Origin of the sequence: Wolbachia endosymbiont (group A) of Dendrolimus pini, assembly GCF_964026835.1 — a bacterium.
Lineage (GTDB): Bacteria > Pseudomonadota > Alphaproteobacteria > Rickettsiales > Anaplasmataceae > Wolbachia > Wolbachia pipientis.
The window spans coordinates 1,141,896-1,167,118 of sequence record NZ_OZ034702.1; the positions used below are offsets into that span (position 1 = coordinate 1,141,896).

27 protein-coding genes and 2 pseudogenes are annotated in these 25,223 nt (G+C 34.8%); 11 read left to right on the forward strand and 18 right to left on the reverse strand.

All coding sequences use genetic code 11. The annotated features are described in order from the left end of the window. The 4 genes from nuoL to AAGD66_RS05670 form a co-directional block, all read right to left on the reverse strand. Positions 1–1,848: an NADH-quinone oxidoreductase subunit L gene (nuoL, locus tag AAGD66_RS05655; RefSeq protein WP_182309334.1), complete on the reverse strand. Its 1,848-nt coding sequence runs from the start codon at positions 1,846–1,848 to the stop codon at positions 1–3. A 4-nt stretch (positions 1,849–1,852) separates the two neighbouring features. Continuing rightward, a complete protein-coding gene (nuoK, locus tag AAGD66_RS05660) occupies positions 1,853–2,161 on the reverse strand; it encodes an NADH-quinone oxidoreductase subunit NuoK (RefSeq protein WP_006012916.1) in 309 nt (102 codons plus the stop codon). Next, complete coding sequence (locus AAGD66_RS05665) at positions 2,152–2,739, reverse strand: NADH-quinone oxidoreductase subunit J (RefSeq protein ID WP_264339643.1); 588 nt, start codon at positions 2,737–2,739, stop codon at positions 2,152–2,154. The genes nuoK and AAGD66_RS05665 overlap by 10 nt, the downstream gene beginning before the upstream one ends. Before the next feature lie 73 nt (positions 2,740–2,812). Further along, positions 2,813–2,950: a hypothetical protein gene (locus tag AAGD66_RS05670; RefSeq protein WP_265024484.1), complete on the reverse strand. Its 138-nt coding sequence runs from the start codon at positions 2,948–2,950 to the stop codon at positions 2,813–2,815. Between the two features lie 16 nt (positions 2,951–2,966). Here AAGD66_RS05670 and AAGD66_RS05675 point away from each other — a divergent pair, with 16 nt between their 5' ends. The 4 genes and pseudogenes from AAGD66_RS05675 (at position 2,967) to AAGD66_RS05690 (ending at position 7,287) form a co-directional block, all read left to right on the forward strand. Next, entirely contained in the window at positions 2,967–3,302 is a 336-nt protein-coding gene (locus tag AAGD66_RS05675; protein ID WP_341814447.1) for a hypothetical protein, read from the forward strand. A 549-nt stretch (positions 3,303–3,851) separates the two neighbouring features. Next, positions 3,852–4,840, forward strand: a pseudogene (locus tag AAGD66_RS05680) (IS630 family transposase). A 73-nt stretch (positions 4,841–4,913) separates the two neighbouring features. Beyond that, a complete protein-coding gene (locus AAGD66_RS05685) occupies positions 4,914–5,243 on the forward strand; it encodes a hypothetical protein (protein WP_246165590.1) in 330 nt (109 codons plus the stop codon). Between the two features lie 127 nt (positions 5,244–5,370). Then, positions 5,371–7,287: an ATP-dependent helicase gene (locus tag AAGD66_RS05690; RefSeq protein ID WP_155969319.1), complete on the forward strand. Its 1,917-nt coding sequence runs from the start codon at positions 5,371–5,373 to the stop codon at positions 7,285–7,287. Positions 7,288–7,441: 154 nt separating this feature from the next. Here AAGD66_RS05690 and AAGD66_RS05695 read toward each other — a convergent pair whose 3' ends face one another. The 6 genes from AAGD66_RS05695 to AAGD66_RS05715 form a co-directional block, all read right to left on the reverse strand. Further along, positions 7,442–7,654, reverse strand: coding sequence for a hypothetical protein (locus AAGD66_RS05695; RefSeq protein WP_065094389.1), 213 nt, complete (start codon positions 7,652–7,654; stop codon positions 7,442–7,444). A 162-nt stretch (positions 7,655–7,816) separates the two neighbouring features. Then, positions 7,817–8,074 carry a transposase gene (locus AAGD66_RS07035; RefSeq protein WP_138264905.1) on the reverse strand — a complete coding sequence of 86 codons (258 nt, stop codon included), beginning with the start codon at positions 8,072–8,074 and terminating at the stop codon, positions 7,817–7,819. Positions 8,075–8,232: 158 nt separating this feature from the next. After that, a complete protein-coding gene (locus AAGD66_RS05700; protein WP_007549940.1) occupies positions 8,233–8,436 on the reverse strand; it encodes an IS5 family transposase in 204 nt (67 codons plus the stop codon). 91 nt (positions 8,437–8,527) lie between these two features. Next, positions 8,528–9,694, reverse strand: a complete 1,167-nt coding sequence (locus AAGD66_RS05705; RefSeq protein WP_264723870.1) for an aspartate kinase — start codon at positions 9,692–9,694, stop codon at positions 8,528–8,530. A 92-nt stretch (positions 9,695–9,786) separates the two neighbouring features. Then, positions 9,787–9,987 (reverse strand): hypothetical protein, encoded by a 201-nt coding sequence (locus tag AAGD66_RS07040; protein WP_010962949.1) that lies wholly within the window; start codon positions 9,985–9,987, stop codon positions 9,787–9,789. A gap of 133 nt (positions 9,988–10,120) precedes the next feature. Continuing rightward, on the reverse strand, positions 10,121–11,587 hold the full coding sequence (locus AAGD66_RS05715) for a hypothetical protein (RefSeq protein ID WP_265024486.1): 1,467 nt from the start codon (positions 11,585–11,587) through the stop codon (positions 10,121–10,123). Positions 11,588–11,722: 135 nt separating this feature from the next. Between AAGD66_RS05715 and AAGD66_RS05720 the strand changes: the two genes are divergently transcribed. Further along, positions 11,723–12,997 carry an APC family permease gene (locus AAGD66_RS05720; protein WP_341814448.1) on the forward strand — a complete coding sequence of 425 codons (1,275 nt, stop codon included), beginning with the start codon at positions 11,723–11,725 and terminating at the stop codon, positions 12,995–12,997. 213 nt (positions 12,998–13,210) lie between these two features. On the opposite strand, the gene AAGD66_RS05725 is transcribed toward AAGD66_RS05720, so the two are convergent. The 4 genes and pseudogenes from AAGD66_RS05725 to AAGD66_RS05740 form a co-directional block, all read right to left on the reverse strand. Beyond that, positions 13,211–13,387: a hypothetical protein gene (locus tag AAGD66_RS05725; RefSeq protein ID WP_265041098.1), complete on the reverse strand. Its 177-nt coding sequence runs from the start codon at positions 13,385–13,387 to the stop codon at positions 13,211–13,213. 9 nt (positions 13,388–13,396) lie between these two features. Continuing rightward, positions 13,397–14,163 (reverse strand): annotated as a pseudogene (locus AAGD66_RS05730) (IS110 family transposase); the annotation flags it as partial. A gap of 289 nt (positions 14,164–14,452) precedes the next feature. Beyond that, positions 14,453–15,778 carry an IS4 family transposase gene (locus AAGD66_RS05735; protein ID WP_264339118.1) on the reverse strand — a complete coding sequence of 442 codons (1,326 nt, stop codon included), beginning with the start codon at positions 15,776–15,778 and terminating at the stop codon, positions 14,453–14,455. A 145-nt stretch (positions 15,779–15,923) separates the two neighbouring features. Continuing rightward, positions 15,924–16,376 (reverse strand): hypothetical protein, encoded by a 453-nt coding sequence (locus AAGD66_RS05740; protein WP_341814450.1) that lies wholly within the window; start codon positions 16,374–16,376, stop codon positions 15,924–15,926. A 140-nt stretch (positions 16,377–16,516) separates the two neighbouring features. On the opposite strand from AAGD66_RS05740, the gene AAGD66_RS05745 reads away from it, so the two are divergent. Together AAGD66_RS05745 and AAGD66_RS05750 are read left to right on the forward strand one after the other, a co-directional pair. Beyond that, a complete protein-coding gene (locus AAGD66_RS05745) occupies positions 16,517–17,551 on the forward strand; it encodes an aspartate-semialdehyde dehydrogenase (protein WP_264723912.1) in 1,035 nt (344 codons plus the stop codon). A gap of 402 nt (positions 17,552–17,953) precedes the next feature. Beyond that, positions 17,954–18,085: a hypothetical protein gene (locus tag AAGD66_RS05750; RefSeq protein ID WP_264723914.1), complete on the forward strand. Its 132-nt coding sequence runs from the start codon at positions 17,954–17,956 to the stop codon at positions 18,083–18,085. 279 nt (positions 18,086–18,364) lie between these two features. On the opposite strand, the gene AAGD66_RS05755 is transcribed toward AAGD66_RS05750, so the two are convergent. Beyond that, complete coding sequence (locus AAGD66_RS05755) at positions 18,365–18,859, reverse strand: Smr/MutS family protein (protein WP_264723915.1); 495 nt, start codon at positions 18,857–18,859, stop codon at positions 18,365–18,367. Between the two features lie 92 nt (positions 18,860–18,951). Here AAGD66_RS05755 and rlmB point away from each other — a divergent pair, with 92 nt between their 5' ends. The 3 genes from rlmB (at position 18,952) to AAGD66_RS05770 (ending at position 21,055) form a co-directional block, all read left to right on the forward strand. Further along, positions 18,952–19,716, forward strand: a complete 765-nt coding sequence (gene rlmB / locus AAGD66_RS05760; protein ID WP_264723916.1) for a 23S rRNA (guanosine(2251)-2'-O)-methyltransferase RlmB — start codon at positions 18,952–18,954, stop codon at positions 19,714–19,716. A gap of 79 nt (positions 19,717–19,795) precedes the next feature. Beyond that, the gene (locus AAGD66_RS05765) at positions 19,796–20,518 is read left to right on the forward strand and encodes a Bax inhibitor-1/YccA family protein (RefSeq protein WP_341814451.1); all 723 of its coding nucleotides are present in this window, start codon (positions 19,796–19,798) and stop codon (positions 20,516–20,518) included. Continuing rightward, positions 20,519–21,055 carry a cytochrome c oxidase assembly protein gene (locus AAGD66_RS05770; RefSeq protein ID WP_264723918.1) on the forward strand — a complete coding sequence of 179 codons (537 nt, stop codon included), beginning with the start codon at positions 20,519–20,521 and terminating at the stop codon, positions 21,053–21,055. Positions 21,056–21,308: 253 nt separating this feature from the next. Here AAGD66_RS05770 and AAGD66_RS05775 read toward each other — a convergent pair whose 3' ends face one another. Further along, the gene (locus AAGD66_RS05775) at positions 21,309–22,007 is read right to left on the reverse strand and encodes an ankyrin repeat domain-containing protein (protein WP_265024489.1); all 699 of its coding nucleotides are present in this window, start codon (positions 22,005–22,007) and stop codon (positions 21,309–21,311) included. A 118-nt stretch (positions 22,008–22,125) separates the two neighbouring features. On the opposite strand from AAGD66_RS05775, the gene AAGD66_RS05780 reads away from it, so the two are divergent. Further along, positions 22,126–23,103 (forward strand): quinone oxidoreductase family protein, encoded by a 978-nt coding sequence (locus AAGD66_RS05780; RefSeq protein WP_264723920.1) that lies wholly within the window; start codon positions 22,126–22,128, stop codon positions 23,101–23,103. 348 nt (positions 23,104–23,451) lie between these two features. Here AAGD66_RS05780 and AAGD66_RS05785 read toward each other — a convergent pair whose 3' ends face one another. Next, positions 23,452–23,940 (reverse strand): transposase, encoded by a 489-nt coding sequence (locus tag AAGD66_RS05785; protein WP_151807721.1) that lies wholly within the window; start codon positions 23,938–23,940, stop codon positions 23,452–23,454. A 252-nt stretch (positions 23,941–24,192) separates the two neighbouring features. Next, positions 24,193–25,140 (reverse strand): IS110 family transposase, encoded by a 948-nt coding sequence (locus AAGD66_RS05790; RefSeq protein WP_209472550.1) that lies wholly within the window; start codon positions 25,138–25,140, stop codon positions 24,193–24,195. Between the last annotated feature and the right edge of the window lie 83 nt (positions 25,141–25,223).

The following is a 25,223-nucleotide window of genomic DNA, read 5'->3' on the forward strand; positions in this document are numbered from 1 at the left end:
CTATTTAATTCCAATAATATATAAAGCACCGATTATTAGAGTAACAAACATAATAAATGCATAATCAAATATATAACCAGTTTGTAACTTTATAGAACTTTTTGAACATTCATTAACCAACCTTACAACACCATTTGGTCCAAATGAATCAATAGCCTTAACATCAAACTTCCATAGAAGCCTAGATATAAACCTTATCGGTGCAATTATAACAAACTCATACACCTCATCAAAGTACCATTTATTCTGCAAAAACTTAAGTAAAAATTTACTCTTAATTTGCCTAATTACTTGATATTGGTAAATTAGGTACGCAAGTGCTATTCCACTTAGGCTTGCTAAGGTTGGCAGTAGTTTTATAAAGAAATTATGAACTCCATGCTCATCAATCATCACTAAACTTGATTTCCAAAACGCATTACTAGTTATGTTCAAAATATTTGCTCCCCATATTCCAGAAAATACTGATCCAAAAGCGAGTATCAGTAATGGTATAAGCATAATCTTTGGTGCCTCATGTATATTAATTTTACTTTGTTTTTGGCTGTGGAACACAAGAAGCAATAACCTCCAAGAGTAAAACGCTGTGAAGAATGCAACAACTAAGCTTATTACAAAAGCAAAGCTATCCGTGCTATAAGCATGTTCAATTATCAAATCCTTTGAATAAAAACCTGCAAATGGGAATATCCCAGAAAGCGCAAGAGATCCAATCCACATGAGAGCGTAAGTGCAAGGGATTTTCTTCCAGCAATTTCCCATTTTCTGAATGTTTTGCTCATGATGCATTGCATGAATCACATTGCCAGCACCAAGAAATAGTAGAGCTTTAAAAAAAGCGTGTGTCATTAAATGAAAAATAGCAACATTGTAAGCAGAAAGCCCACATGCCATGAACATATAACCAAGTTGACTGCAGGTTGAATAAGCAATTATTTTCTTTATATCGTTCTGAGTAATTGCAACGGTGGCTGCAAAAAAAGCAGTGAGTGCTCCAACGATAACTATTAATTCTCGTGCCACATTTGATAACTCAAACAATGGAGAACACTTTGCTACTAAAAATATACCTGCTGTTACCATCGTTGCTGCGTGAATAAGTGCAGAAACAGGAGTTGGCCCTTCCATTGCATCTGGCAACCAAACATGTAAACCAAGCTGTGCAGATTTACCCATACAGCCAATAAAAAGTAATATGCATATTATATGAGTTACTTTGAATTCACAGCAGAATGCCCTAATGTTCTGCGTGCCAAGAAGATCAGTTGTGTCGAAAACTTCAGTAAAATTCAAAGAGTGAAATGTATAATAAATAAGAAAGATTCCAATCAATAGTGCAAAGTCTCCTACCCTATTCACAACAAATGCTTTAATTGCTGCATTATTTGCAGAATATTTTTGGAACCAAAATCCTATGAGTAAATAAGAACATAGGCCAACCCCTTCCCAGCCAAAAAAAAGCTGCACGAAATTATCGCTTACAACCAGCACAATCATGCAAAACGTAAATAGCGATAGGTAAGAAAAAAACCTCGACTTCCCCTTATCATGCTCCATATAACCGATAGAGTAGAGATGTACTACCAGTGAAACGGTGGTAATAACAATAAGCATTAAGGATGAGAGAGCATCCACACTAATTGCCCAATTTACTTTTAAGATGCTCAATGAAAACAAAGGAAATAAACTCAAGTGATAATTTTCAGAGAAGGTGAGAAAAACATACCAAGATAAAACTGCAGATATTCCAATCCCTGCCGTTGTAACTAACTGACTTTTTCTAAAAAGTGCTGCAAATAGCGAACCAAAAAGTGGCAAAAATACTATTAATTTCAGTATATACGTCATACTTTTATTCTTTCATTAAGTTCGCTTGTTCAACGTCTATATTGCCACGGCTTCTATAATATACAACCAATATTGCAAGCCCAACTCCTGACTCTGCTGCCGCAACAGTCAACACAAACATCACAAAAATTTGCCCAACTATATCATTCATAAAGGCAGAAAAAGCAACTAAGTTGATATTAATTGCCAGCAATAATATTTCTATTGATAACAATATATTGATTATGCTCTTACGGTTGATGAAAATACCGCACACTCCAATAGTGAACAAAACAGCAGCAACTATCAGAAAATGATTTAATCCTATTTCCATTCTACTCCTTTTCCAAATTTAGCCTTAATCAATTTTACAGATGAAGATTGCGTCAATTGCTTTAACACATTCTGTTTTTTAACTCCTTTTTTCTTATCCTGCAAAGTAAGAGCAATTGCACCGACAATTGCAACAAGCAGCAAAATTCCAGAAAGATGAAAAGCATACATATAGTCAGTATATAGCAAATTACCAATAGCTTTCACGTTATTAGTATTATAGTTTATAACATTGCTTATATTCGGTGCTGAGCTGCGGATTACAAAGCTGATGATTAGAAAAAACACAACACATAATATAGCACCAAGAGTGAAATGCTTTGCAAAACCCTGGCGCAACCTTATGTAGTCAATATCGAGCATCATAACTACAAAGAGGAATAACACTGCAACTGCACCGATGTATACTATCAGTACCATCATAGCAATGAATTCAGCTCCAAGAAGAATGAAAAGCACTGCAGAGTTAACGAAGGTGAAAATTAAAAATAATACTGCATGCACAGGATTTCTTACGCTAATCACGCATACAGCAGATAAAATGCTTAGAATTGCAAAAAAATAAAAGAAAAAAGGCATTGATACTTTAACTGCAACAATAGTTACTAATTTAAAGTGACTATTGTTGTAAAGTCAATACTAAATGCCTACCTTATGGATGAACTTGCGATTGTGATTTTAAACACTCAGGAGTAAGGACATTCTTAATCACAGTACCTATGCTCATATGGCGATCCTTTTGCCTTTCTTCACTGACCTTTTCACAAGATTTTCCAATACCATAACCCACCAGTGCACCAACAACAGTGGCTGCAATAAATACTGCAACAGCAACAATAGCAGGAGCTAAAGTGGCAGCTCCTGCAAGGTATGCTATAGCTGCTCCAATAATTGCACCACCACTTAAAGCACAACAAGTTCTACAAGCGTTTGGCTTGCTTTTAGGATTTGAAATCTCTTCTATTATTTTAAGTTTTTCTGCTACTAAATCACTACCTTGTTATTTTTCTTCATCATTTAACTTACCAAATTTATATAAAATCTTTGAAGTGCATTCTAAGTATTGTCCAACAGATTGCACATGTTCTTTTAGTGCATCTATTGTTACTCCTTCATTAAAGTGTTCTCTCAAAGTATCATGATCAAGACGATCAAGTTCCCACATAAATGAAGTATGTATCTCATTGATTTGCTTAATAAATTCCTCAAAGGGCTCCTTTATTTGTTCAACATAATAACTTATTATGTCAGTCGTTTTTTTAACTGATTCAACATTATGGATTCTTAAATTTTCCACAGATGTTAAAGACGTAATAACTATCCGTTCTTCAAGTGAAAGTTTTCTTTGCTCATCAGAATTAGTAGGCATATTTTCTCCTATTTACTATACTTAACATACAATAATTTTAACTAATATTTTCACAATTGTCAAATTTAGGCGTCCATTTTTCTCAAAGTTCAAAGTACACAACAAAAACTTTACAGAGTGCAAGTAGTAAAATTCTTGACAACTTTAATTTATTAATGCATAATATATGTATATTAATAATCAGCGGTAGCTCAAAATGTACAACATATTTGGTTATTTCAAAAGCAACAATAGTTCTAATACCAATTCCCGCTACACAAGTAACGGATAGACAATAATAGAAAAAAAGCCATACTGAAGTAAGTAAAGTAGCGAGGTTTAAATGGCATTAAGATCAAAATTATTGGATGAAAAAGTGGTGGAATCAGCAAAAGAAATGCTGAAGAAAGTAAGAAATAACGCATATGTTGCAAAAAAACTAAATGCTGTAATTGCAGCAAAAAAGCACAGTATAACAGCCGTAGCAAAGATATGCTGCATTTCAAGAAAGGCACTTACTGCATGACCTAAAATTTGGCAGAGAAGAAAAATTATTTGCTCCGCCTCAACGCCGTAGAAAAACTATATTGAATCAAAGTCAACGTGAACAAGTTGAGGTGTGGATAGAGGAAAACCCCAATATTACTATAAAAGAAATGAAAATAAGAATTCAAGAAAAGTTTGGTTTGAATATCAGCAAATCTACAGTACACCGTAATATGCAAAGAATGAAATTCTCATATATCACACCAAGACCAGTGCATAACGGACAAGATAAAAGTAAACAAGAGGAATTTAAAAAAAAATCTTAATGAAACTATTGTCATGTATCATGAAAAAGAGCTATTTTTCTTCGATGAATCGCGGTTTGGCACACATTCAAAGATTGGACACGGGTGGTTTAAAAAAGGCATTAGGACACAGGTTAAGGTAAAACTAGGTAGGCAAAATTTTTATCTCTATAGTGCAGTTAATCCCAGAAATGGAGAAAGTTCTAGCTCAAACGTCAATACTGATTGTATGAATATATTCCTTGAGCAGATGTCACAATATTTAGGAACAAGGGAGGCATTTCTTATCATGGATTGTGCTAGTTGGCATAAGTCAAAAAATTTAAAAGTACCTAAAAATATCGACATTATATACCTACCACCATACTCACCTGACCTCAATCCTGTTGAGAGGTTTTGGTTATATATAAAACAGAACATTTTGCGTAACAAAATCTACGACACAATTGCTTTGCTTGAGAGCGCTTTGTGCAAATTTATTACCTCTCTTTCTCACTCCACAATTAAAAAACTCTGCAATGCCGCTTATTTGATTCACTAGTAATGAGAATTGGTATAACGCACAAAGTAGCAGACTAGATGGAGAAAGTTATCAATACACCACAAGAGACTATATGACAATTTACTTTAATAACACACTAGCAAGTTTCAGTAGATCATTGAGAGAATTTAAAGAAAAAGCGTATGGATTTATGTATGATATCGGAACTTGGTTGAAAGAAACATATGAAAATCTCACTGAACGACCTGCAACGCATAATCGCTATACCCCAAAAGAAAAACCCCTTGTTGAAGTTGAAGAAATAGAAATGAAGGAACTAAACCGTACATATAAGCCATTCCAAACTCCACTTATCCACCCAACAAGCAGAAGTTCTGGTGCCAATACCTCAAATCAAGTTGTTGTTACTCGACATACACCTGAAACTACTAAAACAAAATAGATGTAAAACCTACGTTTAAATATGTAGTACTTGAGTGAAGCATTCTTTAACTGTTCTATTCAATAAAACCTTTACAATATTTCAATCATAGGTTTAACTTTACGAAGTTATAATCTATAGGGCTACGATGAACGATTATCTCTCACTGCTAAATCCAGAACAACAATCAGCTGTAACTAACATAGATGGACCGGTTTTAATATTGGCAGGAGCCGGAACCGGAAAAACAAGAACGATTACTTCAAGAATAGCACACATAATTAGAAATGGTCACGCTTATTCTGATGAAATATTAGCTGTTACATTCACAAATAAAGCAGCAAATGAGATGGTATCAAGGGTACTTGAGCTAACGGGCACAAACATACCATGGCTTGGCACTTTCCATGCAATTGCAGCAAAAATTTTGCGCCTGCACGCAGAAATTGTGGGCTTAAACCCCAATTTTACAATCATTGGTGTGGATGACCAATTACAGGTAATAAAAAATATTATCAATGAAATAAGCCCTGATTACCTATCAGAAAAATGTAAGACCATTATGAATATTATTCAGCAATGGAAAGAGAAGTGCTTATTGCCATCTGAAGTGGAAGATATTCAATCATTTAGGCCAGTGTACGTAACTGCACTCAAAGTCTATCACCAGTATCAGGAAAGGTTGAGATTCCTTAACTCTGTCGATTTTGGTGACTTATTGCTATATAACATACAACTCTTTAATCAAAAGACCGAAGTTCTGTCCTACTACCAAAACAAGTTTAAATATGTCATGGTAGATGAATATCAAGATACAAATGCGATACAATATCTTTGGCTAAAATACCTTGCAAAAGAGCACTCAAATATTTGCTGTGTAGGAGATGATGACCAGTCGATATATAGTTGGCGTGGTGCAGAAGTTGAAAATATTTTGAAGTTTTCTGATGATTTTAAAAATGCAAAAACCGTTAAACTAGAGTGTAACTACAGGTCAACATCCCACATACTTGCAACTGCGTCATATGTTATCAATCACAATAAGACTCGCTTAGAAAAAAAATTGTGGACAACAAACATTGAAGGGGAAAAGGTAAATCTAATAAAATTATGGGACGGAAAAGCTGAAGCAAGGTTCATAAGCGAACAGATATTAAAGCTCAATAAATACAGATTTAGTGACATTGCAGTGCTGGTAAGGGCCACTTTTCAAACTAGAGTTCTCGAAGAGTATTTTATAAAATATTCAATTCCCTACAAGATTATAAGTGGCGTAAAATTCTACGAACGTCAGGAAGTCAGGGATATAATTGCATATTTAAGACTCGTTACAAACAATAACGATGACTTAGCTTTCGAAAGGATCGTAAACCGGCCAAAAAGAAGCATAGGAGCTACAACTCTAAAGAAAATATACACGACTGCTCAGGATAACAAAATTTCTTTTTTTGAGGCAGCAAAAATATTAGTTAATAGTAATCAAGTAACCGAAAGAATTAAACTCTCACTAAATGATTTTTTAAATAAAATTAAAGCTTGGGAAGAAATAGTAAGCGTAAAACCACTGCATGAATTCGTTAAAATCGTAGCAAACCAATCAGGGTATATTGAAATGCTTGAAAATGAGGAGGTAACAGGCTTAGCACGAATAGAAAATGTCAAGGAGCTCATCTCATCTTTAAAAAATTTCGATAATGCCACAACTTTCTTGGAGCACATAAGTTTGGTGATGGAAGTGGATAATATGAATAACGATGACACCGTATATGTTATGACTCTTCATGCAGCCAAAGGACTTGAATTCCCGTGCGTGTTTCTACCTGGTTGGGAAGAGGGATTATTTCCTCATCAAAGATCTTTTGATGACAAAAGTGGTAAAGCTTTAGAAGAAGAAAGGAGACTCGCATATGTTGGCATAACCAGAGCCAAAGAAAGGTTAATCATTTCATGTGCAGATAGGAGGGAAATTAACAACCAGTGGCAACCGATGCGCACTTCTCGGTTCATTAAAGAATTGCCAAGAGAAAATGTTGAGGTAATTAAAAGCAACATTGCCTACTGTTGAAGCTATAATTGCAGATAAACATATCTTACAAATCTGAATTACTTTAACTATATGTTTCTCCTGGCAAAAATTCTGTAACCGTTCACACTTAATTCTTCAATCTCATACCAATTTCTATTACATAACAAACAAATAGACAATAGAAGTGAGAAGGTTATACTAAGGCAGTATAATGATGGAGTTTTGGAATGGCATTGGTATCAGGTTGCAATTTTAGCTTACATTGTGCCAATCTTTCTTCAATTGCTGCTCGCATAAATTCTGCCTGTCTTTTAGTTCTGCAGTGCACTATCGCATCATCCACATATCTTTCAAATGGTACTGTTGGGTGATTTTGTTTCATCCATATATCAAATGCATGGTGCATAAATATGTTTGAAATGATTGGGCTTATTGAACCTCCTTGCGGAACTCCTTTTTTCCCTAACTACCTTACTGCCATCTGCTTGCTGAATAGGGGATTTCATCCACCTTTCAACATACAGTATGACCCATTTGCAGTCTGTGTGCTTCTTGATAGCCTGCAGTGCTAAATTGTGGTCCAGATTGTCGAAAAATCCTGTAACATCAACAGCTTTCTTGGTAATCGTATCCTGTCTCCAATAAACAGCGGTTTTGCTATGTATCCTTGATCAGCAAAAAACTTACGTAAAGTTGGAGCCTTGTATTTAGCTTGAGTGAAAAGATTTAGAGCACCATCACGATCTTGAACACTTGCACTATGAACATCAGCCGCAATAATTAAGCCCACTGTATCTACAACAATATGACGTTTTCTACCCTTTATTTTTTTTTCAGCATCATATCCTCTGGATCCCCTTTTTGAGTGGTTTTTACTGATTGACTGTCAATTATTCCTACTGAAGGTGTTTCATTTTTACCAAACATTTTTCTTACCTCTTTTACTAGCATATTATGTATTTTTTCCAATTTGCCATTACTACGTCACCTGAGAAAATAGTCATACACCGTCTTCCATGGAGGAAAATCTTTCGGCAGCATTCTCCATTGACAACCACCTCTCATTATATACCTTATTGCATTAATAATTGTTCTGATATTGTGCTTTCTTGGCCTCCCTATCTTTCCTTGTGCAACATGTGGCTCCAAAATTTCCCATTCCTTATCACTTATATCACTTGGATACAATTTTCCCTCCTATTTTTTACTTACACTATCATATTTTTTTCCTCATTCCTTTTCAAGACATACTCTTAGACAACTGGACGTCAAGCCTATCCTAGTGCTGCATATCAAGCTCATACTCAGTATGTAAATCTTTGACTAAAGCTACAGCGCATTCTTTTTGAACAATTATACTGATTTTGATTTCAGATGTTGTGATAGCAAGTATTTCTATCTTTTTTTCGCTTAAAACCTTGAGTGTGCGGTGCATCACTTCAGTGTTAGACATAACACCAATACCAATTATTGAAATTTTAGCTACATTATCGTTTATAGCATAATTTTCATTCTTATTCAGTAACTTTTCCATTAAATCAATATCAAATTTGGAGATAACAAAACTTGACCCATGTATCATATCAATTTTAACGTTTGCTCCTGCTATGTCTCTTAAAGTGCGCAAGTTATTTGCAAGGTTAGTGAAAGTTACAAGAGCTTCATTAGTGCTATAAGCTATTCCAGTAATTAAGTATCTCTCTAGTACCTCCCTTTTGTGTAGCACTGTGGTGCCTTCTACTTCCTTAAAAGTGGATAGCACTTGCACTTTAATGTCATGTTTCATTGCAAGTTGTACTGAACGATTATGCAATATTTTAGCACCAGATGACGACATTTCCAACATTTCATCGTAAGAGATAAATTTGAGCTTGCGTGCCTTTGGAACAATTCTCGGGTCTGCTGTATATATTCCATCAATATCAGTAAAAATTTCGCAAGTTCTAACACCAAAGGCTACCGCGAAGGCAACTGCTGATATATCAGAGCCTCCTCTTCCAAAAGTAGTGATTCTATCATCATTTATACCCTGAAAACCAGCAATGATCGCAGCAGTATAACCCTCAGCAAAAGATCTTTTCACACGTTCAATCTTTATTGTTTTTATTTTAGACTCAGAATAAAAATCATCAGTTACAATTGGTAACTGCCAGGCAAGCCACGATTTAGCATTAACTCCGATCGATTGGAGAGTGATAGCTAATAGACCGCAAGAGATTTGTTCTCCTGCTGAAAGCATAACGTCATACTCTGATAACTCTTGTCTATAACTTAAATTTGAGATTTGCCTAGCCTGAAAAACCATTTGGTCAGTAAATCCTGCAACAGCAGATACAACAACGATTACATTACAACCTTTCTCAATATCGTTTTTTATCAAATTTGCAACTCGGTTTAAATCAGTTAGCGAAGTCCCACCAAATTTTTTTATGATTATTTTGTCCATAGTTACAATATAACTCTCTTCTGAAGAAAAATATAGTTTTTGTAGAGATAGCAGCTTGCAAGCCATTCAGAAAAGGGAAGACAAAGCTATAGCTAACGCGTCATACCACGATTCATTCCATAGCTGTACGAACATTCATTTTTGAAGGTAAATTGCACAGCAAATGGTGTCATCCCAGTGCCTAGACACTGGGATCCAGAAGACTTAATTTCAACCAAGTGGCTGCATAATAAAGGCTGGATTCCAGTGCCAAGCACTGGAATGACACCCTCCCTTGTGGAAATTGCTCTCAAATCACAATGTTCGTACAGCTATGGATTCATTCGCGGTATAGATTCCGCTAACTAGTAGCGGAATGACGAATTTGTTGTTTTAAAATTGTCAGTAAATCTAAGTTAGTTTAGCTATATAGCACGAACTAAACCACTAAGCAGCAGAAGACCTTGCATGACCTCCAAAAAATGCTTTTACTCTTTCAAGATAAGTAGGTGGTTCTGCAGGGATTTCTATTTCATCTATTTTAGAATATATTGCCGCGTCTACGACTTCATCCGTTATTAACTCCCTTAACCTTTGTTTTATCTGCCCTCTCTGAATATGCTCCCCATAGTCGTTATAAAACTTTACATATAATTCCTTAAACACGAATTCTTTTATAGCATCTCTTGTATAAGAAATGCCGTCCTTTACTTCATCACTCACGTTGCTCAAATCCACCCCAGAACTTGGTGAATACAAATTATCAAAATTTTCTTTCAAAACTTTTATTTTATGGTAGTGCTTATCCACATATTTCTCAAGAAATCTTTTAGTAGCATTACCAGCCAACTTCCCCATTAGCTGAGGCTCCAGTTGAGCTGCAAAGTTGTTTTCTGCTTCAAGGCCACTTAATGCATAAATAATACGGAGAAGCATTCCAGGACCACATTGGCGGTTACTTTCTTCAAAGCGAACCAGTAATATAGATTTCAATAGTTCTACGTCTGCATTTTGCTCTCTTGCCGCAATTAAAACTAAATTTATAGCCTGTGTCAATGTCAATCCGGTTTGTGAATCTACCCAATTTACCCACTCCCCAGTTTCATAACCATCCAATCTTAGATAAGGTTCTATCATTCGTTTTTGCTGACTTGTTAAACCGCTTATATAACTTTTAAACTCTTCATCCAACTCATTTAACGGCGTACCATGTTCTTCCTTTAATTTTTTGGCACATTCAATAACGCTTTGCTGAAAACTTCTAGTATGAACGCTCTGACTACTAGTACCCACATCACTTACATTAAACAAAAAGCTTAGCTGCTTTACATTCAAACCCAAAGGTGAAAAGAGTTTTACTGATGGATATTTTATTAACTCAAGAAGTGCTACTGGAATTAGCAGTGCATAATTTAACAATAATAAACCAAAATTAAATATAAGAAACCCACGTAGAGCTGATACCTTTGATGCAATATACAAAAATGGAAGCTGTAGGTAATATATCAAGTGTATACTGAAGAATAAGATTTTGTCCTTTAATTTTATTGTTGGATCTTTATAAACCTCAAACAACATGCTATTGCTATCAATATTGTTGTTTTTAAAGGAGGTATAGTTGTTTATGATCTTCTCTTGCAAGGGAAGAAGCATTTTATTCAGGCAAATAAACGCAGCAATAACAATAAAACCTGTAGCCAAAAATGCTAGTGCAGGGCTAGAAGTGCTTGTAGATAAATAGGCATAAAGACCATCAACAATTAAGTTTTTGTATAATCTTTCAAAGGGACGAACTAGAATCGGGTCAAGGATATAGTTAACAAGAAGATTTAAATAATACACGAGAAACAAAAGTGCAATCAAAAATGCAATAATACTACAAACAACCAAAAATGCTTTTAATCTCGGATTCATAACCCCCTCTTAATAATCTGTTAATATAATCTATTTTAGGAATAAATTGAAAAAAATGCAAGTTTTTATGTTAAAAGATCAATTGAAATTTCTGAGTTTAGGGTATATTGTTAATCTATTTAGATAAGAATTATTGTGTCAAATAAAATAGGTTTTTGGGCTATTTTTGCCTTAGTGATTAGCAGCCAAATTGGCTCTGGAATTTTTATGCTTCCAATTAGCCTTGCTCCATATGGCATGTATAGCCTTATAAGCTGGATAATATCAGGGCTTGGTGCTATATCTCTTGCTTTAGTTTTTGCCTCACTCTGCGCAAAATTTCCGGAAACGGGTGGCCCTCACGTCTATGTAAAGCATGCTTTTGGCCCTGCTGCAGCTTTTTTTGTTGGTTGGACGTATTGGGTGATCTCATGGGTTAGCACAACAGCCGTAATAGTTGTGGGTGTTGGTTATCTTACAACATTTTTCCATGAAGATATTCAAAACGTACATCTGTTTTTAGAGATGTTATTACTTACAATTATTACACTAATAAATTTTAGAGGAGTAGCTACTGCTGGACGTGTTGAGTTTTTATTGACGGTGATAAAAATTTCTGTATTGCTTGTAATACCTATAGCAGCATTGTTTTTTTTTGATAGAAATAACTTCATCATAAGTGAAGAAATATCAAATCTTACAACATCGCAGATTCTTGCCCGTTCTACACTTATTACTCTATGGGGTTTTATTGGAGTTGAATTGGCAACAGCACCTGCAGGGTCAGTTGATAATCCAGCTAGAACAATACCAAGAGCTGTGGTACTTGGAACAATCTCTGTTGCTGTTGTGTATTTTATCAACAATCTTGCAATTATGGGATTAATAAATGGCAATGATTTAGCAAGTTCAAGAGCACCATATGTTGACGCAATAAAAATTATGGCCTCTGGCAATTGGCACTTGATTATTTCTATAACTGCGTTCATTTTTTGTGTTGGTACTTTAAACGCTTGGGTACTAGCTAGTGGACAAGTGGCCCTTGGCCTTGCAAAAGATAAACTGATGCCACAGTTTTTTGCTCAAAGAAACAAGCACGGTTCTCCTTTCTGGGGCATAACAACTAGCTCAGTTGGAACTGCAACTTTACTAATCCTCACTTCAAGCAACAATTTTGCTAAGCAGATCACATCAATTATCGACTTTTCTGTAGTTTCATTTTTATTTGTTTACCTTGCATGCAGTCTTGCTTTTCTCAAAGTTATTGTGCAAGAAAAGAGTTGTTACAAATTTTTAATTGGCAGTATAGCAACAACCTTTTGCTGCTGGGTAATATTTGAAACTTCTGTGAATACCTTGCTGATCGCAAGCTTATTCACTGCAAGTGGCGTACCTCTTTATTTATTTTGGTATCGCAGAGTTTCTGTATAGCAAATGTTATGTATCTGTTCAGCAGAGTGGCAAAATAAGGTAGACGAGAAAAGACAACTATAGGAAGAAATGGGTGTCATGCCAGTGCGTGACACTGGCATCCAGTTCTTTCGCGCAGTTCCATCAAAAACGTTGTAAAGGATTAATCGCTTTCGTGTTTACCAACTTAGTGCCCAATCTGGATCCCAGATACTGTCTCTGCTGTCAAACAAATTATCCAACAAAATTACAATTAAATGGTTGATTATTTTTAAGAATACCAAAAAAGACATGCATTAATTTTCGCATTAACGCAAGAACTATGACTTTTGGACATTTGCCTTTACTTGCTAGACGCTGACAAAACTTTTGAAAATGATTATTATGGTTTTTGACTACTATAGCTGGCATATAAAGAGCTTTTCGAATACGCTCAGATCCTATTTTGCATATGCAACTTCTCTTACTTACTGACGATCCCGATTGATAATGTCCTGGCAGCAAAAGCTGTAAATTGTTTAGCATTGTCAAAGTTATCAACTGATGGCATTTCTGCGACAACAGCAACAGCAGTAAGATATCCTATACCTTTTATAGTCTTAAGGTTTTCCACCATATTTTTTAGATGTGGATAGTTATTTATATGCTCATTAATTTCTTTTTCGAGAACAATAATTTGCTCCTCTATTGCCAAAATTACTTTAGATATAGCTTCTTTGCAACTGGAATGCATATTTTTGTTTTCCAAGCGATTTGTCTGTTGCACCTTATCATCTTTTAGCGATTGCATGCAACGGTAAAGCTCCCTCAAATGCCTCATTTCAGGTGCAATGGGCTTCCAAAGAGCAGGTTTGTTGGCGATACAAAATCTAGCTATCATAGCTGCATCTGATTTATCTGTCTTATTTCTGAGCAGCTCACTTTTGCCAAAAGCTTTCTGGGTTTACTATACTGACATTATGTCCTAAATCGTGCATAAAAGTAGCCAAATCTTCTCCATACCAACTAGTTGCTTCAAGACATAAATGAGTAAGATTTGCTCCATGGCCATTGCACCAAACTACAAGTTTTGCAAAACCATCTTGATTATTTTGAAAGACTTTGTGTCGTTTTTTACTTTCCACTAACAAACAAACATCAAATTTCTTTTTTGAAATATCCACACCCAAAATAGCATTTACTTGCATAAAATTGCCTCCAAGACTATAAATAAACTGAGAGTTTAGACTAACCTTGTAATACGGGATATAATTCCAAAAGATACTGTTCAGTCTTTAACTCTATGGGAGGGAAGCAAAATCTGGCTTAATGGCATTAGTGTCGCATCAGCTTCACCCTCCCTGTGAGGTATTTTAGCTCTAATGCCTCACATCATAAAGATACAAGTGTCACGCACTGGGATGACGAGAAAGGAGCACTGGAATTTTTGTTTCAATATTTGTACATGAGCCATGCATCTGAACCATACGCGTCAAGTTAAGAGATTGTGAGCAAATTTAGAGAGGTTAAAGTGGATACTCTAGCCCTTCTACGTTTGTCTTTTAATGAAAATCGCGACCAAGTTATAGTGAGTTTTTTAAGAAATGCTTTTAAACTATTAATTTTGGTTAATACTAAAAATAACTCTCTAACCCGCCTTTTTAGCTCAATAAATGCCTTTGTTAAGCTAAGTTCTGTATTCTTTTTCACTTCTGTGCAACCAACTATGCCGTGAAATATAAGAATTGCGCACAATTTAGCATATAGTTCACATAATACTCTGCATGGCTTTCCTTTTAGCTTATCAAGCCTGATATGGCTTTTATACAATTTAAATAATAACTCAATTTGCCACCTTACTCTGTAAATCGTTAATACTTGCTCAGCACTAATTTTATTTTCTGGAACATTAGTTATAAATATTGACCAGTTCAACAATTTTTGATTTCTTTTAGAGGATGTATATCCCTGCGATCTTGCTAATCTATTAGCTTTCCTTCTTCTGGCCATAGACTGTTCTTCAGTTAGTTTCTGACATATAATTCTTACTCTAATTTTTGCTTCTTTTCCTAACAATACCTCGTTTTCTAAAAATAACTTATCCTCTAAACATTCTAATAACTCCATTTTTTGATTTGTTTCTACATCATATATGTTGGTATCGGATTTATAACGACTTATGAAATAAGCTCCTATTTCATTGATTTGTTTAAAAGAACTTGGCACAAAATAACCGAGATCAGATATTAGCAAATCATTGCTTAATATATTACTTAAATGTTTCCTATATCCCTGGTCTGATCTTACCCCCTCCGTTAAATTAAGTTGGTCTATTATCTGATTCATGTAGTCGAAAACTAATTGTAACTTTATTCCAGACTTAGTATTGCTTTCATAGCCACTGTAGCTAGTACCATAACCTTTATACATCTCTTCCATACTGTTAGGTAGAGTAATATAGCTACTGTCCAATAATTTAACACTATTAAATTGCTGTAAGATTTTGCAATCAACTTGCAAGATATTTTTAAAGAGAATCACAGATTCATTATACATCCTTTTCATAAATTCCACTGCTTCTTCAGTAAATCTAAAATCCAAACCTTGTTTTGTTATATCTATCGAGTCCTCGTTTAGTAATTGACACATTGTTTCTACGCTACAATTATCAACTCCTATATTACCCAAGACCATGGCTTTTACGAATGATGAACCTTTTAGCTTTCTCTTTCTTTTTATAAACCTTGTTGTAATTGAGATTTTCTCTGCTTTTTCATTAAAAAATTCTTTGAGCTTTTTTGATAAGCAAGTTATTTTATTCATTGGTTCTCTCACTAAAAGTATATCTGGGAGAACTTATACCTTATTATTCTATCTCTTTCATACCTTTATTTCCTTAACTTGACGCGTATGTGCATCTGAACAGATACAATGTTATAACTAGAGATAATTTTTAAATGATTGATATTTATGAACTACGACTTTTCTTGTTGTCCACTTGTTCAACATTACCCTTCTCAAGTTTACTATCTAGTTCTTTTGTGTGTTCATCATCTATACTAGTTTCATCTTTTATCTTACTAGGGTAATCTTCCTGCGATTTTTTATATGCTTCCATGTTGTCATATATAGGGTTACTGATGATTTCTATTTTTTCAGGTGTGAAAATCCTTGCTAAAAATCTCCTTATTATTGGTATTGACCTTAAGAGATCTCTTAGCTTTGAAGATTCTTGTCTTTTGTTTAGAGACTGTTGGTCTATTTTAGAGGTTTTTACACCATACTTTTTATCATCAAAATTTATTGTAGGCTTTCTTTTATTCGAAAGAACACTTTGGGCCTTTGATCCATTGGTTCCTTCAGGCCCTTGAGGTGTAGACATTGCAGGTTTAACCTTAGTTTCATCGTATTCCTTACTCATCTTTCATTTCATTATGTAATATTACTAATATTGCATAATAATAGCTAAATTACAATTAATTGCAAGGTAAAAATATTAAAACAATTGTAAATTTTGTCAGTAAAAATATAATAGAACTTTAAAATTAGAGGTTCATCTATATGAGATACAAAATTGCTGTTATTGGAGCAACCGGAAGAGTAGGGCGTGAGGTATTAAGCACGCTTGCTGAATTTCAAGATGAGGCGATAGATTGCGTTATTGCACTTGCATCGAAAAAATCAGAAGGGAAGAAGGTGAGCTTTGGTGACAAAGAGTTAACAGTTTTATGCCTTGAGGATTATGACTTCGTTGGAACTAATGTAGCCATTTTCTGTGCTGGATCTCATGTTTCTGAAGAGTATGTACCAATTGCAACACAGGCTGGATGCATCGTGATAGATAACAGTTCCCATTTTAGAATGAAAGAGGGTGTGCCACTCATTATTCCAGAGATTAATAAAGAAAAAATTATGGAATATAAAAACCACAACATAATATCCAATCCAAACTGTACTACAATACAGATGCTGCTAGTACTACATCTATTACACCAAAAAGCAAAAATAAAGAGAATCGTTGCTTCAACTTATCAATCAACTTCTGGTGCAGGCAAAGCAGCAATGGATGAGCTCTATGACCAGACAAAAAAAATCTTTATGAACGAAGCTAAAAAACCCAAGATATTCTCTAAGCAAATAGCATTCAATTGCATTCCCCATGTAGGAGAATTCATGGAAAATGGCTCTACAGAAGAGGAATGGAAAATGCAAGAGGAGACAAAAAAAATTTTAGAGGAAAATATAAAAGTTACTGCAACTTGTGTAAGGGTACCCGTCTTTATCGGTCACGCTATGGCAGTAAATGTGGAATTTGATCAACATATCACTGAAGAACAAGCTCGTGAAGTGCTAAGTGAAGCCGAAGATAGTGGAGTTTTAGTGTACAACAGGCGTGAAGATAGTGAATACATAACTCAAATTGATGTTGTACAGGAGAATGCTGTATATGTATCGCGTATTAGAAGAGACAATACTGTTGAGCACGGATTAAATATGTGGATAGTGGCTGACAACCTGCGCAAAGGCGCAGCATTAAATATAGTGCAGATTCTTGAGATTTTGATAAGAGAGCATTTGTCAATCAAGTGCATATAGAGCGCACGTACGTTGTAATTCGAAGGAAATTGTATATCACATGGCAGCGCGTGACGCTGGAATGGCTTTGTTGCATCGCTACTTATGAAAGGCTAACTATAATTAGGATTATAAGCAACTTATTGAAAATCTTGTTTTTTTTGCAATCAATCTGATCAAATTTAAGAATAGTAACTTGTTATTTATATTAATAAATTTAATTCTATTGAAAATAGCTAAAGCATTGAAATTCTTGAATTTTAGCCGGATTAGTGAGTGGTAGTGAAATTTCTTTTACTCAAATTTAGGTATTCACTGACCGTTCTTGTTATAAATACCAGAATAATAAGCTACTGATATTCTCCACCTTTTTTATCTTTAATCCATCATAGCTAGCGATGCAACAAAGCCGGCTGGATTCCAGTGTCAAGCCCTGGAATGACACCATTTGCTGTGCAGTTTACCTTCAAAAATGAATGTTCGTACAGCTATGGAATAAATCGCGGTATGACGGTTCGCAGCGGTATAGTAACTCGTCACCCCGCTACTTGTTAGCGGCTGAGATACCGCGGCGGTATGACGTAGAAGCTATACTTTTATACTCACCAACTCAGTATCCAATCTGGATCCAAGTAGTCAAGCTATTCGGATGACACCCTCATAAAGTGAAATGAGATCCCGCTAACACGTAGCGGGATGACGGGAAAAGAGGTACTGGGAGACATCCCTCCTGGTAGACCCAAATCACAATGTTCGCACAGTTGTGCGTCACGCGCTGCCGAACACTGTATGGTTATACAAGAAAAATTAAGGCTTAAAAGGAAACTTAAGCAGCTAATAGGACCTAAGCCTTCTTAATAAAACATAAAAAGCCCCTTTACCACCATGTTTTTTCGTAGCTTGCTGGTAGTATAGAACCATATGCTGGATTTTAGTATCATTTAACCACTTATTTAAGTTATTCTTTATAGTGTCTGTTTTATTTGTTGCACTGCCGTATCCCGTAATTACTAATAAACATCTATTTCCTGCTCGATAATTTTTGATAATAAAATCTATCAATTTACAGTAAGCATCCTCTATATTATAGCCATGCAAATCGAGCTTATCGCTTATAAAATATTTACCCCTATCAACTTTTGATTTTGTGTTTTTGTCAAGACAAAATGATGAGTTACCATTATTGGTATTAAGAAAATTCCTTTGTAAGTCGGAGGTACCTTTATCAACCATAGACTTTATATTTACTTTATGATCAACTTTTAAAGTAACTTTTCCACATTTTATTGGCTTAACATTTTTTTGCCAATCCAACTCATCGTCCGACATAAACGCATTAATCGAATTGTATAATTTTACAACAATATCCAAACATAGTAAAATGTTGCTTATTCTATGAAAATCCAATTTTCGATAATACGATGAAATCGTCAAAAACTAATGAGAATTTTTGGCTGTATGGAAAGCACACCTGCATGTCAGCACTGAAGAATAAAAATAGGCGGTGTATAGAACTGTTAGTAACAGAAAATTTCTATAGAGAACATGAAAAAGAAATTAGGCAATGTGCAAATAGTAAGGGCATTAAAGTTCGATTAGTAGAAAACAAAATACTTAATGACGTTTTACCCAAAGGTGCTAACCATCAAGGAATTGCTTTAAATGTTGCCCCTATTCTTTATAACTTAAGCATCGAAGAAGTAGCTGAAAGCTCAAACGACAGCTCTACTATAGTCATTTTAGATCAAGTCACTGACACACACAATATTGGGTCAATTTTAAGAACTTCGGCCTGCTTTAATGTTAACGCATTGGTTTTACCACATAACCATTCACCAAGTGAAAATGCATCTATTGCAAAAGCAGCAAGTGGAGCTTTAGATATCGTTCCGCTAATATACGTTACAAATATAGTGAAAACTATGGAGTATTTAAAAAAGGTCGGTTACTGGTGTTATGGGTTTGATTGCAATACTAAAGAAAATATAGATGAAATAAAGAGTTTTGAGAAAAAAAGAGTAATTATTTTTGGTTCTGAAGAGAAAGGGGTACGAAGACTAGTTAAAGAAAACTGTGATTATCTTTTAAAAATACCAATGTCAAATGCAATTAACAGTTTAAATGTTTCAAATGCAGCAGCAATAGGCCTATATTCTATTTATATTAAAACAAATGCCAGCGCATAGCTGTTTATAATAAAAATACTTGATAAAAATGTGGTTTTATATTATAATGTGTTAAATAATAGACAAAAGGAGTTATATTATGTCTTACATGAGAAATGAACAGGATATTCGCTCTCAAGGCGTTTATTATAGTGCTGGGCTTAGAAGTTACCTAACTAAAGTATACAATTACATGGCTTTAGCTTTGGGCGTCACAGGACTTGTTGCATTTTTAACGGTGTTTTCTGGTCTTTTTCAGGTGATTTATTCTAATCGCGTCCTATCGCTTGTGGTAATGTTATCTCCGGTTGCATTGGTGTTCTACATGTCTTATAGAATTCAACACCTAAGTGCTCAGTCTGCCGTTACTATATTTTTCTCGTTCTCAGTGTTAATGGGGCTTTCCTTATCTTATGTTTTTATAGTTTATACTGCAGAAAATATAGCAAGGGCGTTTTTCATTACATCAATCATGTTTGGCTCTATGGCTTTATATGGCAATACTACAAAAAGAGATCTTACAAGTATGGGCTCTTTCTTGATTATGGGAGTCTTGGGGATAATTATAGCATCCATAGTAAATTTATTCCTTGGAAGTAGTCCTCTCTACTTTGCAATATCGTTCATATCAGTAATAGTCTTTACCTTAATGACTGCGTATGATGCTCAAAGAATCAAGGACGTTTATTATAAACATAATGACGGATCAGAAGTTGCTACTACTAAATTGGCAATACTCGGTGCAACTAATCTTTATTTTGACTTTATTAATATATTTCTCAATCTACTCAGGTTACTTAACTTGTTCAACAATAGGGATTAGATGTTTTCCTTTTTAAGGAAAGGCAGTAAGAATTCTATAGTTTTCTTTCTAATATCTCTAGTTGTATTGATGTTATGTCTTGCATATGCATCGGTGCCTCTATATAGCATTTTTTGTAAAGCTACTGGGTATGGTGGCACAATAAGAAAAGTAACTAACACAACAACAAATATAACTAACCAAAAGATCAGGGTCCATTTCAATGCTGATATAATGTCCGATCTACCTTGGGAGTTTAAATCAGAAACTAACTACTTTGACGTAAACATAGGAGAACAAAGTTTAGCGTTTTATTACGCAAAAAATCTATCTGATCAGCCTTCATTTGGTATGGCAGTATATAACGTTACGCCTTTCAAAGCAGGTAAGTATTTCAATAAAGTTGCATGTTTTTGCTTTGAAGAACAAATGTTGCTAGCAAAACAAAAAGCAGCTATGCCCGTATCTTTCTATATAGATCCTGAGATAATGCTTGATAGTAATACAAAAGATTTGAGCGAAATAACACTATCATACACGTTTTTTAAGCTTAAGTAATAAACTTTTTCCTATTGTCACCCAAGCAGCGTGAGCTATAGCTAAACTGACTTAGATTTACCGACAATTTGAAAAACTGTCATTCCGCTACCCGTTAGCGGGATCTATGCTTTGAGATACCGCGGCGGTATGACGTAATCCGATAAGGTAAACCTCGTCATCCCGCTACTTGTTAGCGGGATCTCCGCGGCGGTATGACGTGTTAGCTATAGAAGGAGTGCGTTGTTATTCAAATAATGATTAGGCAACAGATCTATTGAATTGAGCAGGAGTTCTTATTTGCTTTTTGCGCACCGACTACTTGTGTCTCAGTGCTTGGTGTTATCAATTCCCATCCTTCATTATTTGCTTCACAAGCATCCCAATACTTAGCCAATTCCTTATTATTTTTTACAGAATTTGGCACTTCTATGTTGGGATTTTTTTCTAATGTATGCTTAATTAGAATCTTACAGCAATCTTTGCATTCAATTGACTTCTCTGCATCATATAATTTAGTAACACAATCTAAAGCGGTATTTCCACCGTAGTGTTCATGTGGGCTATCACTTACCCCCGCTTCTATGAGAGCCTTTAACACATCTGGAGAACGCGTCAAAGCGCAGGCATGTAAATATCCTTTCTCATTTTGCACGTTAGCCCCTGCTTTTATTAAAACTTGCGCTAGATTTGGTAAAGCGTAAGGCTTGTGATTAATAGCAATAGAAAAAAGACTATCTACTGGAAAGCCATCATAGTCTTTCAAATCAAATTTGTGATTAATATCAAAACCTTTTTTTTCCCAAGAAGCATATAAATATTCATAATAGTTTTCTTTGCTTGAAGTTCGCATTCCACTTTCTAGCCTTTCTTTTATTTTTTTTATTATATTACTAGTATCTAAATCGTTATCTTCATCCACTTTGTACAACACATTATACAAAACACTATAAAGCCAAGTTTCTCTATTCATTATAATTTATACCTTAAAACTATTAATATACACTTATGTAGTATATAAACTCTAAATAACATTTTGCAAAATATTAATTGTTAGATAACATAATCAAAGTTTTTATCTTACATTCATCATGGTTAGAGCTATACAAATAAAAAAAACTGGGGGACCAGAAGTATTAGAATTTGTAGATAAGAGTATAGGTGAGCCAAAAGGCGAGGAAGTCTTAGTGCGTCACACAACTATCGGCTTAAATCGTTATGATTTAGAGCACAGAAAAGGTACACGCAAAATTAAAAATTTACCATCAGTGCTTGGAGTGGAAGCAGTGGGAGTTATTGAAAAGCTTGGTAAAAAAATCAGTGATGGGTTGAAGGTCGGAGATAGAGTTGGATATTGCACAGCTCCTCCAGGGGCATATTGTGAAAAGCGCATTATACACCAGAAATATCTGATAAAAATTCCAGATGACATATCTGATGAAGTTGCTGCTGCAGTGCTGTTTAAAGGTATGACAGCTCACTATTTAGTTAATCAATCTTATAAAATCAGGCCTGGTGCTTTCGTGCTAGTTCATGGGGCTAATGGTGGCTTAGGACAAATAATATGCCAATGGGCAAAGGATAAAAAAGGTGTAGTGATAGGTTCTGTAAGCTCTGATGAAAAAATGAAGATAGCTTTACAAAGTGGCTGCACATACGCAATAAACTACAATGATAAAGACTTCGTTTCTAAAATTATGGAGATTACGCAAAACAGAGGAGTAGGTGCAGTATATGACCCCATAGGTTACGCTACAAGCAAGCTCTCTTTTGAATCTTTAGGCAGGTTCGGCATATACGTTTCCTATGGGCAGATATCAGGTAACGCTCCTATTAGTTTTTCTTTACTTAGTTCACGTTCGTTATTTGCAACTGGAACCTCAATATACCATTATAAGCATGATAGATTCACATTAGTGCTTACCACAATGGAAATCTTTGAGATGATAAGAAAAAAACTTTTAACTGTACGGATCAATAAAAAATATAAATTTGATGAAATAATTCAAGCACATCGTGATATGGAAAATAGAAAAGCGAGTGGGTTAAATATTATCAAAATCTCTTAAATAAATTAGTAATTTAAACTAACCATTCATTAAGTCATATCAACTAGAACTTCACATATTTAATTCTCCTTTTGGGGGAATTAAAAGCATATAGCTAAACTGACTTAGATTTACCGACAACCGTCATCCCGCTACTTGTTAGCGGAATCTATACCGCGAATAGACTTCTTGCATAACCCAAATTAAGTAGAAAAAGGTATCATCCGAGTAACTGACACTGGTTCCTTTATGACGGTAGTAGCCCTCCTTCTCCTGTCATTCCAGTGCTCTCTTCTTGTCATCCCAGTGCCCAGACACTGGGATGGCTTTGTTGCATCACACTTTATGAGATGGTGATTTATGGTAAATTCATGTAACTATCTCAAATTTAGCCATACCAATATCAGTGAATTTATTAAGCAAATAGCATTTGATTAGCAGTTCTTTTTCTCGATTTATCTCAGATTTATTCCTAAAACTAAATCCGAATATTTGCTTTAATCTTGAGAAAAACCCTTCAATATAAGATCTTTTCCCATAATTTACTTCTTTTTTCCATTCTTTCATGCCATCTTCACCGTATAATTTTATTAACCTAATAGCAGCATTCCTGTCAGACATATAATCTATTTCTGGATGTTCTGCCGCATTGTTTATTGGTGGAATTTTTGTCTTTATATCATATTCGTTACACAACTTATAAAACTTGTGCCTATCACATGCTCTATCTGCATATAGTGCTTTTATGGCATGCTGAAAATCAACTTCTTTTAGCAAATCACAAGCTCCATAGTGATCAGAGTAGACACCGTTACTGTATTTTACAGCTATGGCTTTTTTGTTGTTTATATTCAACATTACGTGCAATTTTCTCGTTTGCTCATAGCCACGATATTTTCTGTCAGTGCTATCAACTATGTTTTTTAAAAATTTTTTTATTTGTGTAATTTTGCAAATTATATGGGCAATAAAAACCCGTTTGTCATAGAAATAGAATTTTATATCAAACAGCTACCACAGCAATTTCTGCTTAAGCTAATGAATATGTGCTTTAAGTCTGTGTGGACGCACATATTCATTAGCCAATTTCAGTTACCGTTGTGAAGATTTTTAAGTATGCAAATTAATTGCTTCTTTAAGTCTTGTATTAGCAATTACTATAATTTTACGCATTAGGGCTGTTATAGCCACCATCTTCTTCTTACCACTTTCAACAAGCTTAGAATAAAAGGCGCCAAGTATAGATTTCGACCTTGTAGCAGCCATAGCGGCTGTAAAGAGCTTTGAACGAACGTTACTTCTACCACCTGTAATCCTTCGGTAACCAACAGCTTTACCACTTTCTTTTGGATGCGGTGCAACTCCGGCAAGACTTGCTACTTCTTTTCTATTTAAGTAACCAAGCTCTGGCATTAAACACAAAAAATCTTGTGATAACTTTTTACCTATTCCAGGAACTGTTTTAAGAATTTTTTGGCGTTGTTGTAATTCGCGGCTTTCATCAATAATCTTTTGTATAGTATCATTGAGTTCGTTTATTTGACTATCGAAAAACTCAATGGTCTTTTGACAGCTTTCTTTTATATGATCATTTTCCGGTGCTTCAAGTCTGCATTTTTCTTGAGTTCTCATTTGCGTAATATCATCACGACGTTGACAAAGTGCAGCCAAAGTTGATTGTTCTGTAGAGGTAGGTACAAATAGAGAGATAGTTCTATGGCGTTCAAATCCATATTGAGCAAGAGCTCTTGCATCTGATCTATCAGACTTTGCTAAAGTTCCGTGAGATAAAATAAAGCTTTTTACTTTACGAGTATTAGCTCGATGCACGGCAATATTTTTGTCGGTAAGAAAATGTGATAAGCCAAGCTCATATTTCCCTGTATTTTCTAAAGTCACTAAAGCATTAGGTAGAATATCTGAAAACTCTTGAAATAATTGTTGCCAACCAGAAGCATTATTATCAAATTCGACAGCATTCTTCTGTTTGTGAATTGCAACGACATTTTTAAATTTTCCGATGTCAATGCCAATAAAATTTTGATAAGATGTAACCATAATAAACCTCGATAGTTTTAGTTAATTTAAGATTGTAAACGGGTGCATATATATGTCCCAAGCAACTATTCAAACGTATCGAG

What these genes read in the sequence shown, in the direction of transcription:
- AAGD66_RS05705 (WP_264723870.1), bottom strand. Translation starts at nt 9,694, where the DNA reads ATGGACAAAATAATCATAAAAAAATTTGGTGGGACTTCGCTAACTGAT.
- AAGD66_RS05770 (WP_264723918.1), top strand. Translation starts at nt 20,519, where the DNA reads ATGTTTTCCTTTTTAAGGAAAGGCAGTAAGAATTCTATAGTTTTCTTT.
- AAGD66_RS05790 (WP_209472550.1), bottom strand. Translation starts at nt 25,140, where the DNA reads ATGGTTACATCTTATCAAAATTTTATTGGCATTGACATCGGAAAATTT.
- rlmB (WP_264723916.1), top strand. Translation starts at nt 18,952, where the DNA reads ATGAAATCGTCAAAAACTAATGAGAATTTTTGGCTGTATGGAAAGCAC.
- AAGD66_RS05755 (WP_264723915.1), bottom strand. Translation starts at nt 18,859, where the DNA reads ATGTCGGACGATGAGTTGGATTGGCAAAAAAATGTTAAGCCAATAAAA.
- AAGD66_RS05745 (WP_264723912.1), top strand. Translation starts at nt 16,517, where the DNA reads ATGAGATACAAAATTGCTGTTATTGGAGCAACCGGAAGAGTAGGGCGT.
- AAGD66_RS05780 (WP_264723920.1), top strand. Translation starts at nt 22,126, where the DNA reads ATGGTTAGAGCTATACAAATAAAAAAAACTGGGGGACCAGAAGTATTA.
- AAGD66_RS05695 (WP_065094389.1), bottom strand. Translation starts at nt 7,654, where the DNA reads ATGCACCATGCATTTGATATATGGATGAAACAAAATCACCCAACAGTA.
- AAGD66_RS05685 (WP_246165590.1), top strand. Translation starts at nt 4,914, where the DNA reads ATGACAATTTACTTTAATAACACACTAGCAAGTTTCAGTAGATCATTG.
- AAGD66_RS05715 (WP_265024486.1), bottom strand. Translation starts at nt 11,587, where the DNA reads ATGAATCCGAGATTAAAAGCATTTTTGGTTGTTTGTAGTATTATTGCA.
- nuoK (WP_006012916.1), bottom strand. Translation starts at nt 2,161, where the DNA reads ATGGAAATAGGATTAAATCATTTTCTGATAGTTGCTGCTGTTTTGTTC.
- AAGD66_RS05765 (WP_341814451.1), top strand. Translation starts at nt 19,796, where the DNA reads ATGTCTTACATGAGAAATGAACAGGATATTCGCTCTCAAGGCGTTTAT.
- nuoL (WP_182309334.1), bottom strand. Translation starts at nt 1,848, where the DNA reads ATGACGTATATACTGAAATTAATAGTATTTTTGCCACTTTTTGGTTCG.
- AAGD66_RS05735 (WP_264339118.1), bottom strand. Translation starts at nt 15,778, where the DNA reads ATGAATAAAATAACTTGCTTATCAAAAAAGCTCAAAGAATTTTTTAAT.
- AAGD66_RS05740 (WP_341814450.1), bottom strand. Translation starts at nt 16,376, where the DNA reads ATGAGTAAGGAATACGATGAAACTAAGGTTAAACCTGCAATGTCTACA.
- AAGD66_RS05775 (WP_265024489.1), bottom strand. Translation starts at nt 22,007, where the DNA reads ATGAATAGAGAAACTTGGCTTTATAGTGTTTTGTATAATGTGTTGTAC.
- AAGD66_RS05725 (WP_265041098.1), bottom strand. Translation starts at nt 13,387, where the DNA reads ATGCCAGCTATAGTAGTCAAAAACCATAATAATCATTTTCAAAAGTTT.
- AAGD66_RS05690 (WP_155969319.1), top strand. Translation starts at nt 5,371, where the DNA reads ATGAACGATTATCTCTCACTGCTAAATCCAGAACAACAATCAGCTGTA.
- AAGD66_RS05665 (WP_264339643.1), bottom strand. Translation starts at nt 2,739, where the DNA reads ATGCCTTTTTTCTTTTATTTTTTTGCAATTCTAAGCATTTTATCTGCT.
- AAGD66_RS05785 (WP_151807721.1), bottom strand. Translation starts at nt 23,940, where the DNA reads ATGTTGAATATAAACAACAAAAAAGCCATAGCTGTAAAATACAGTAAC.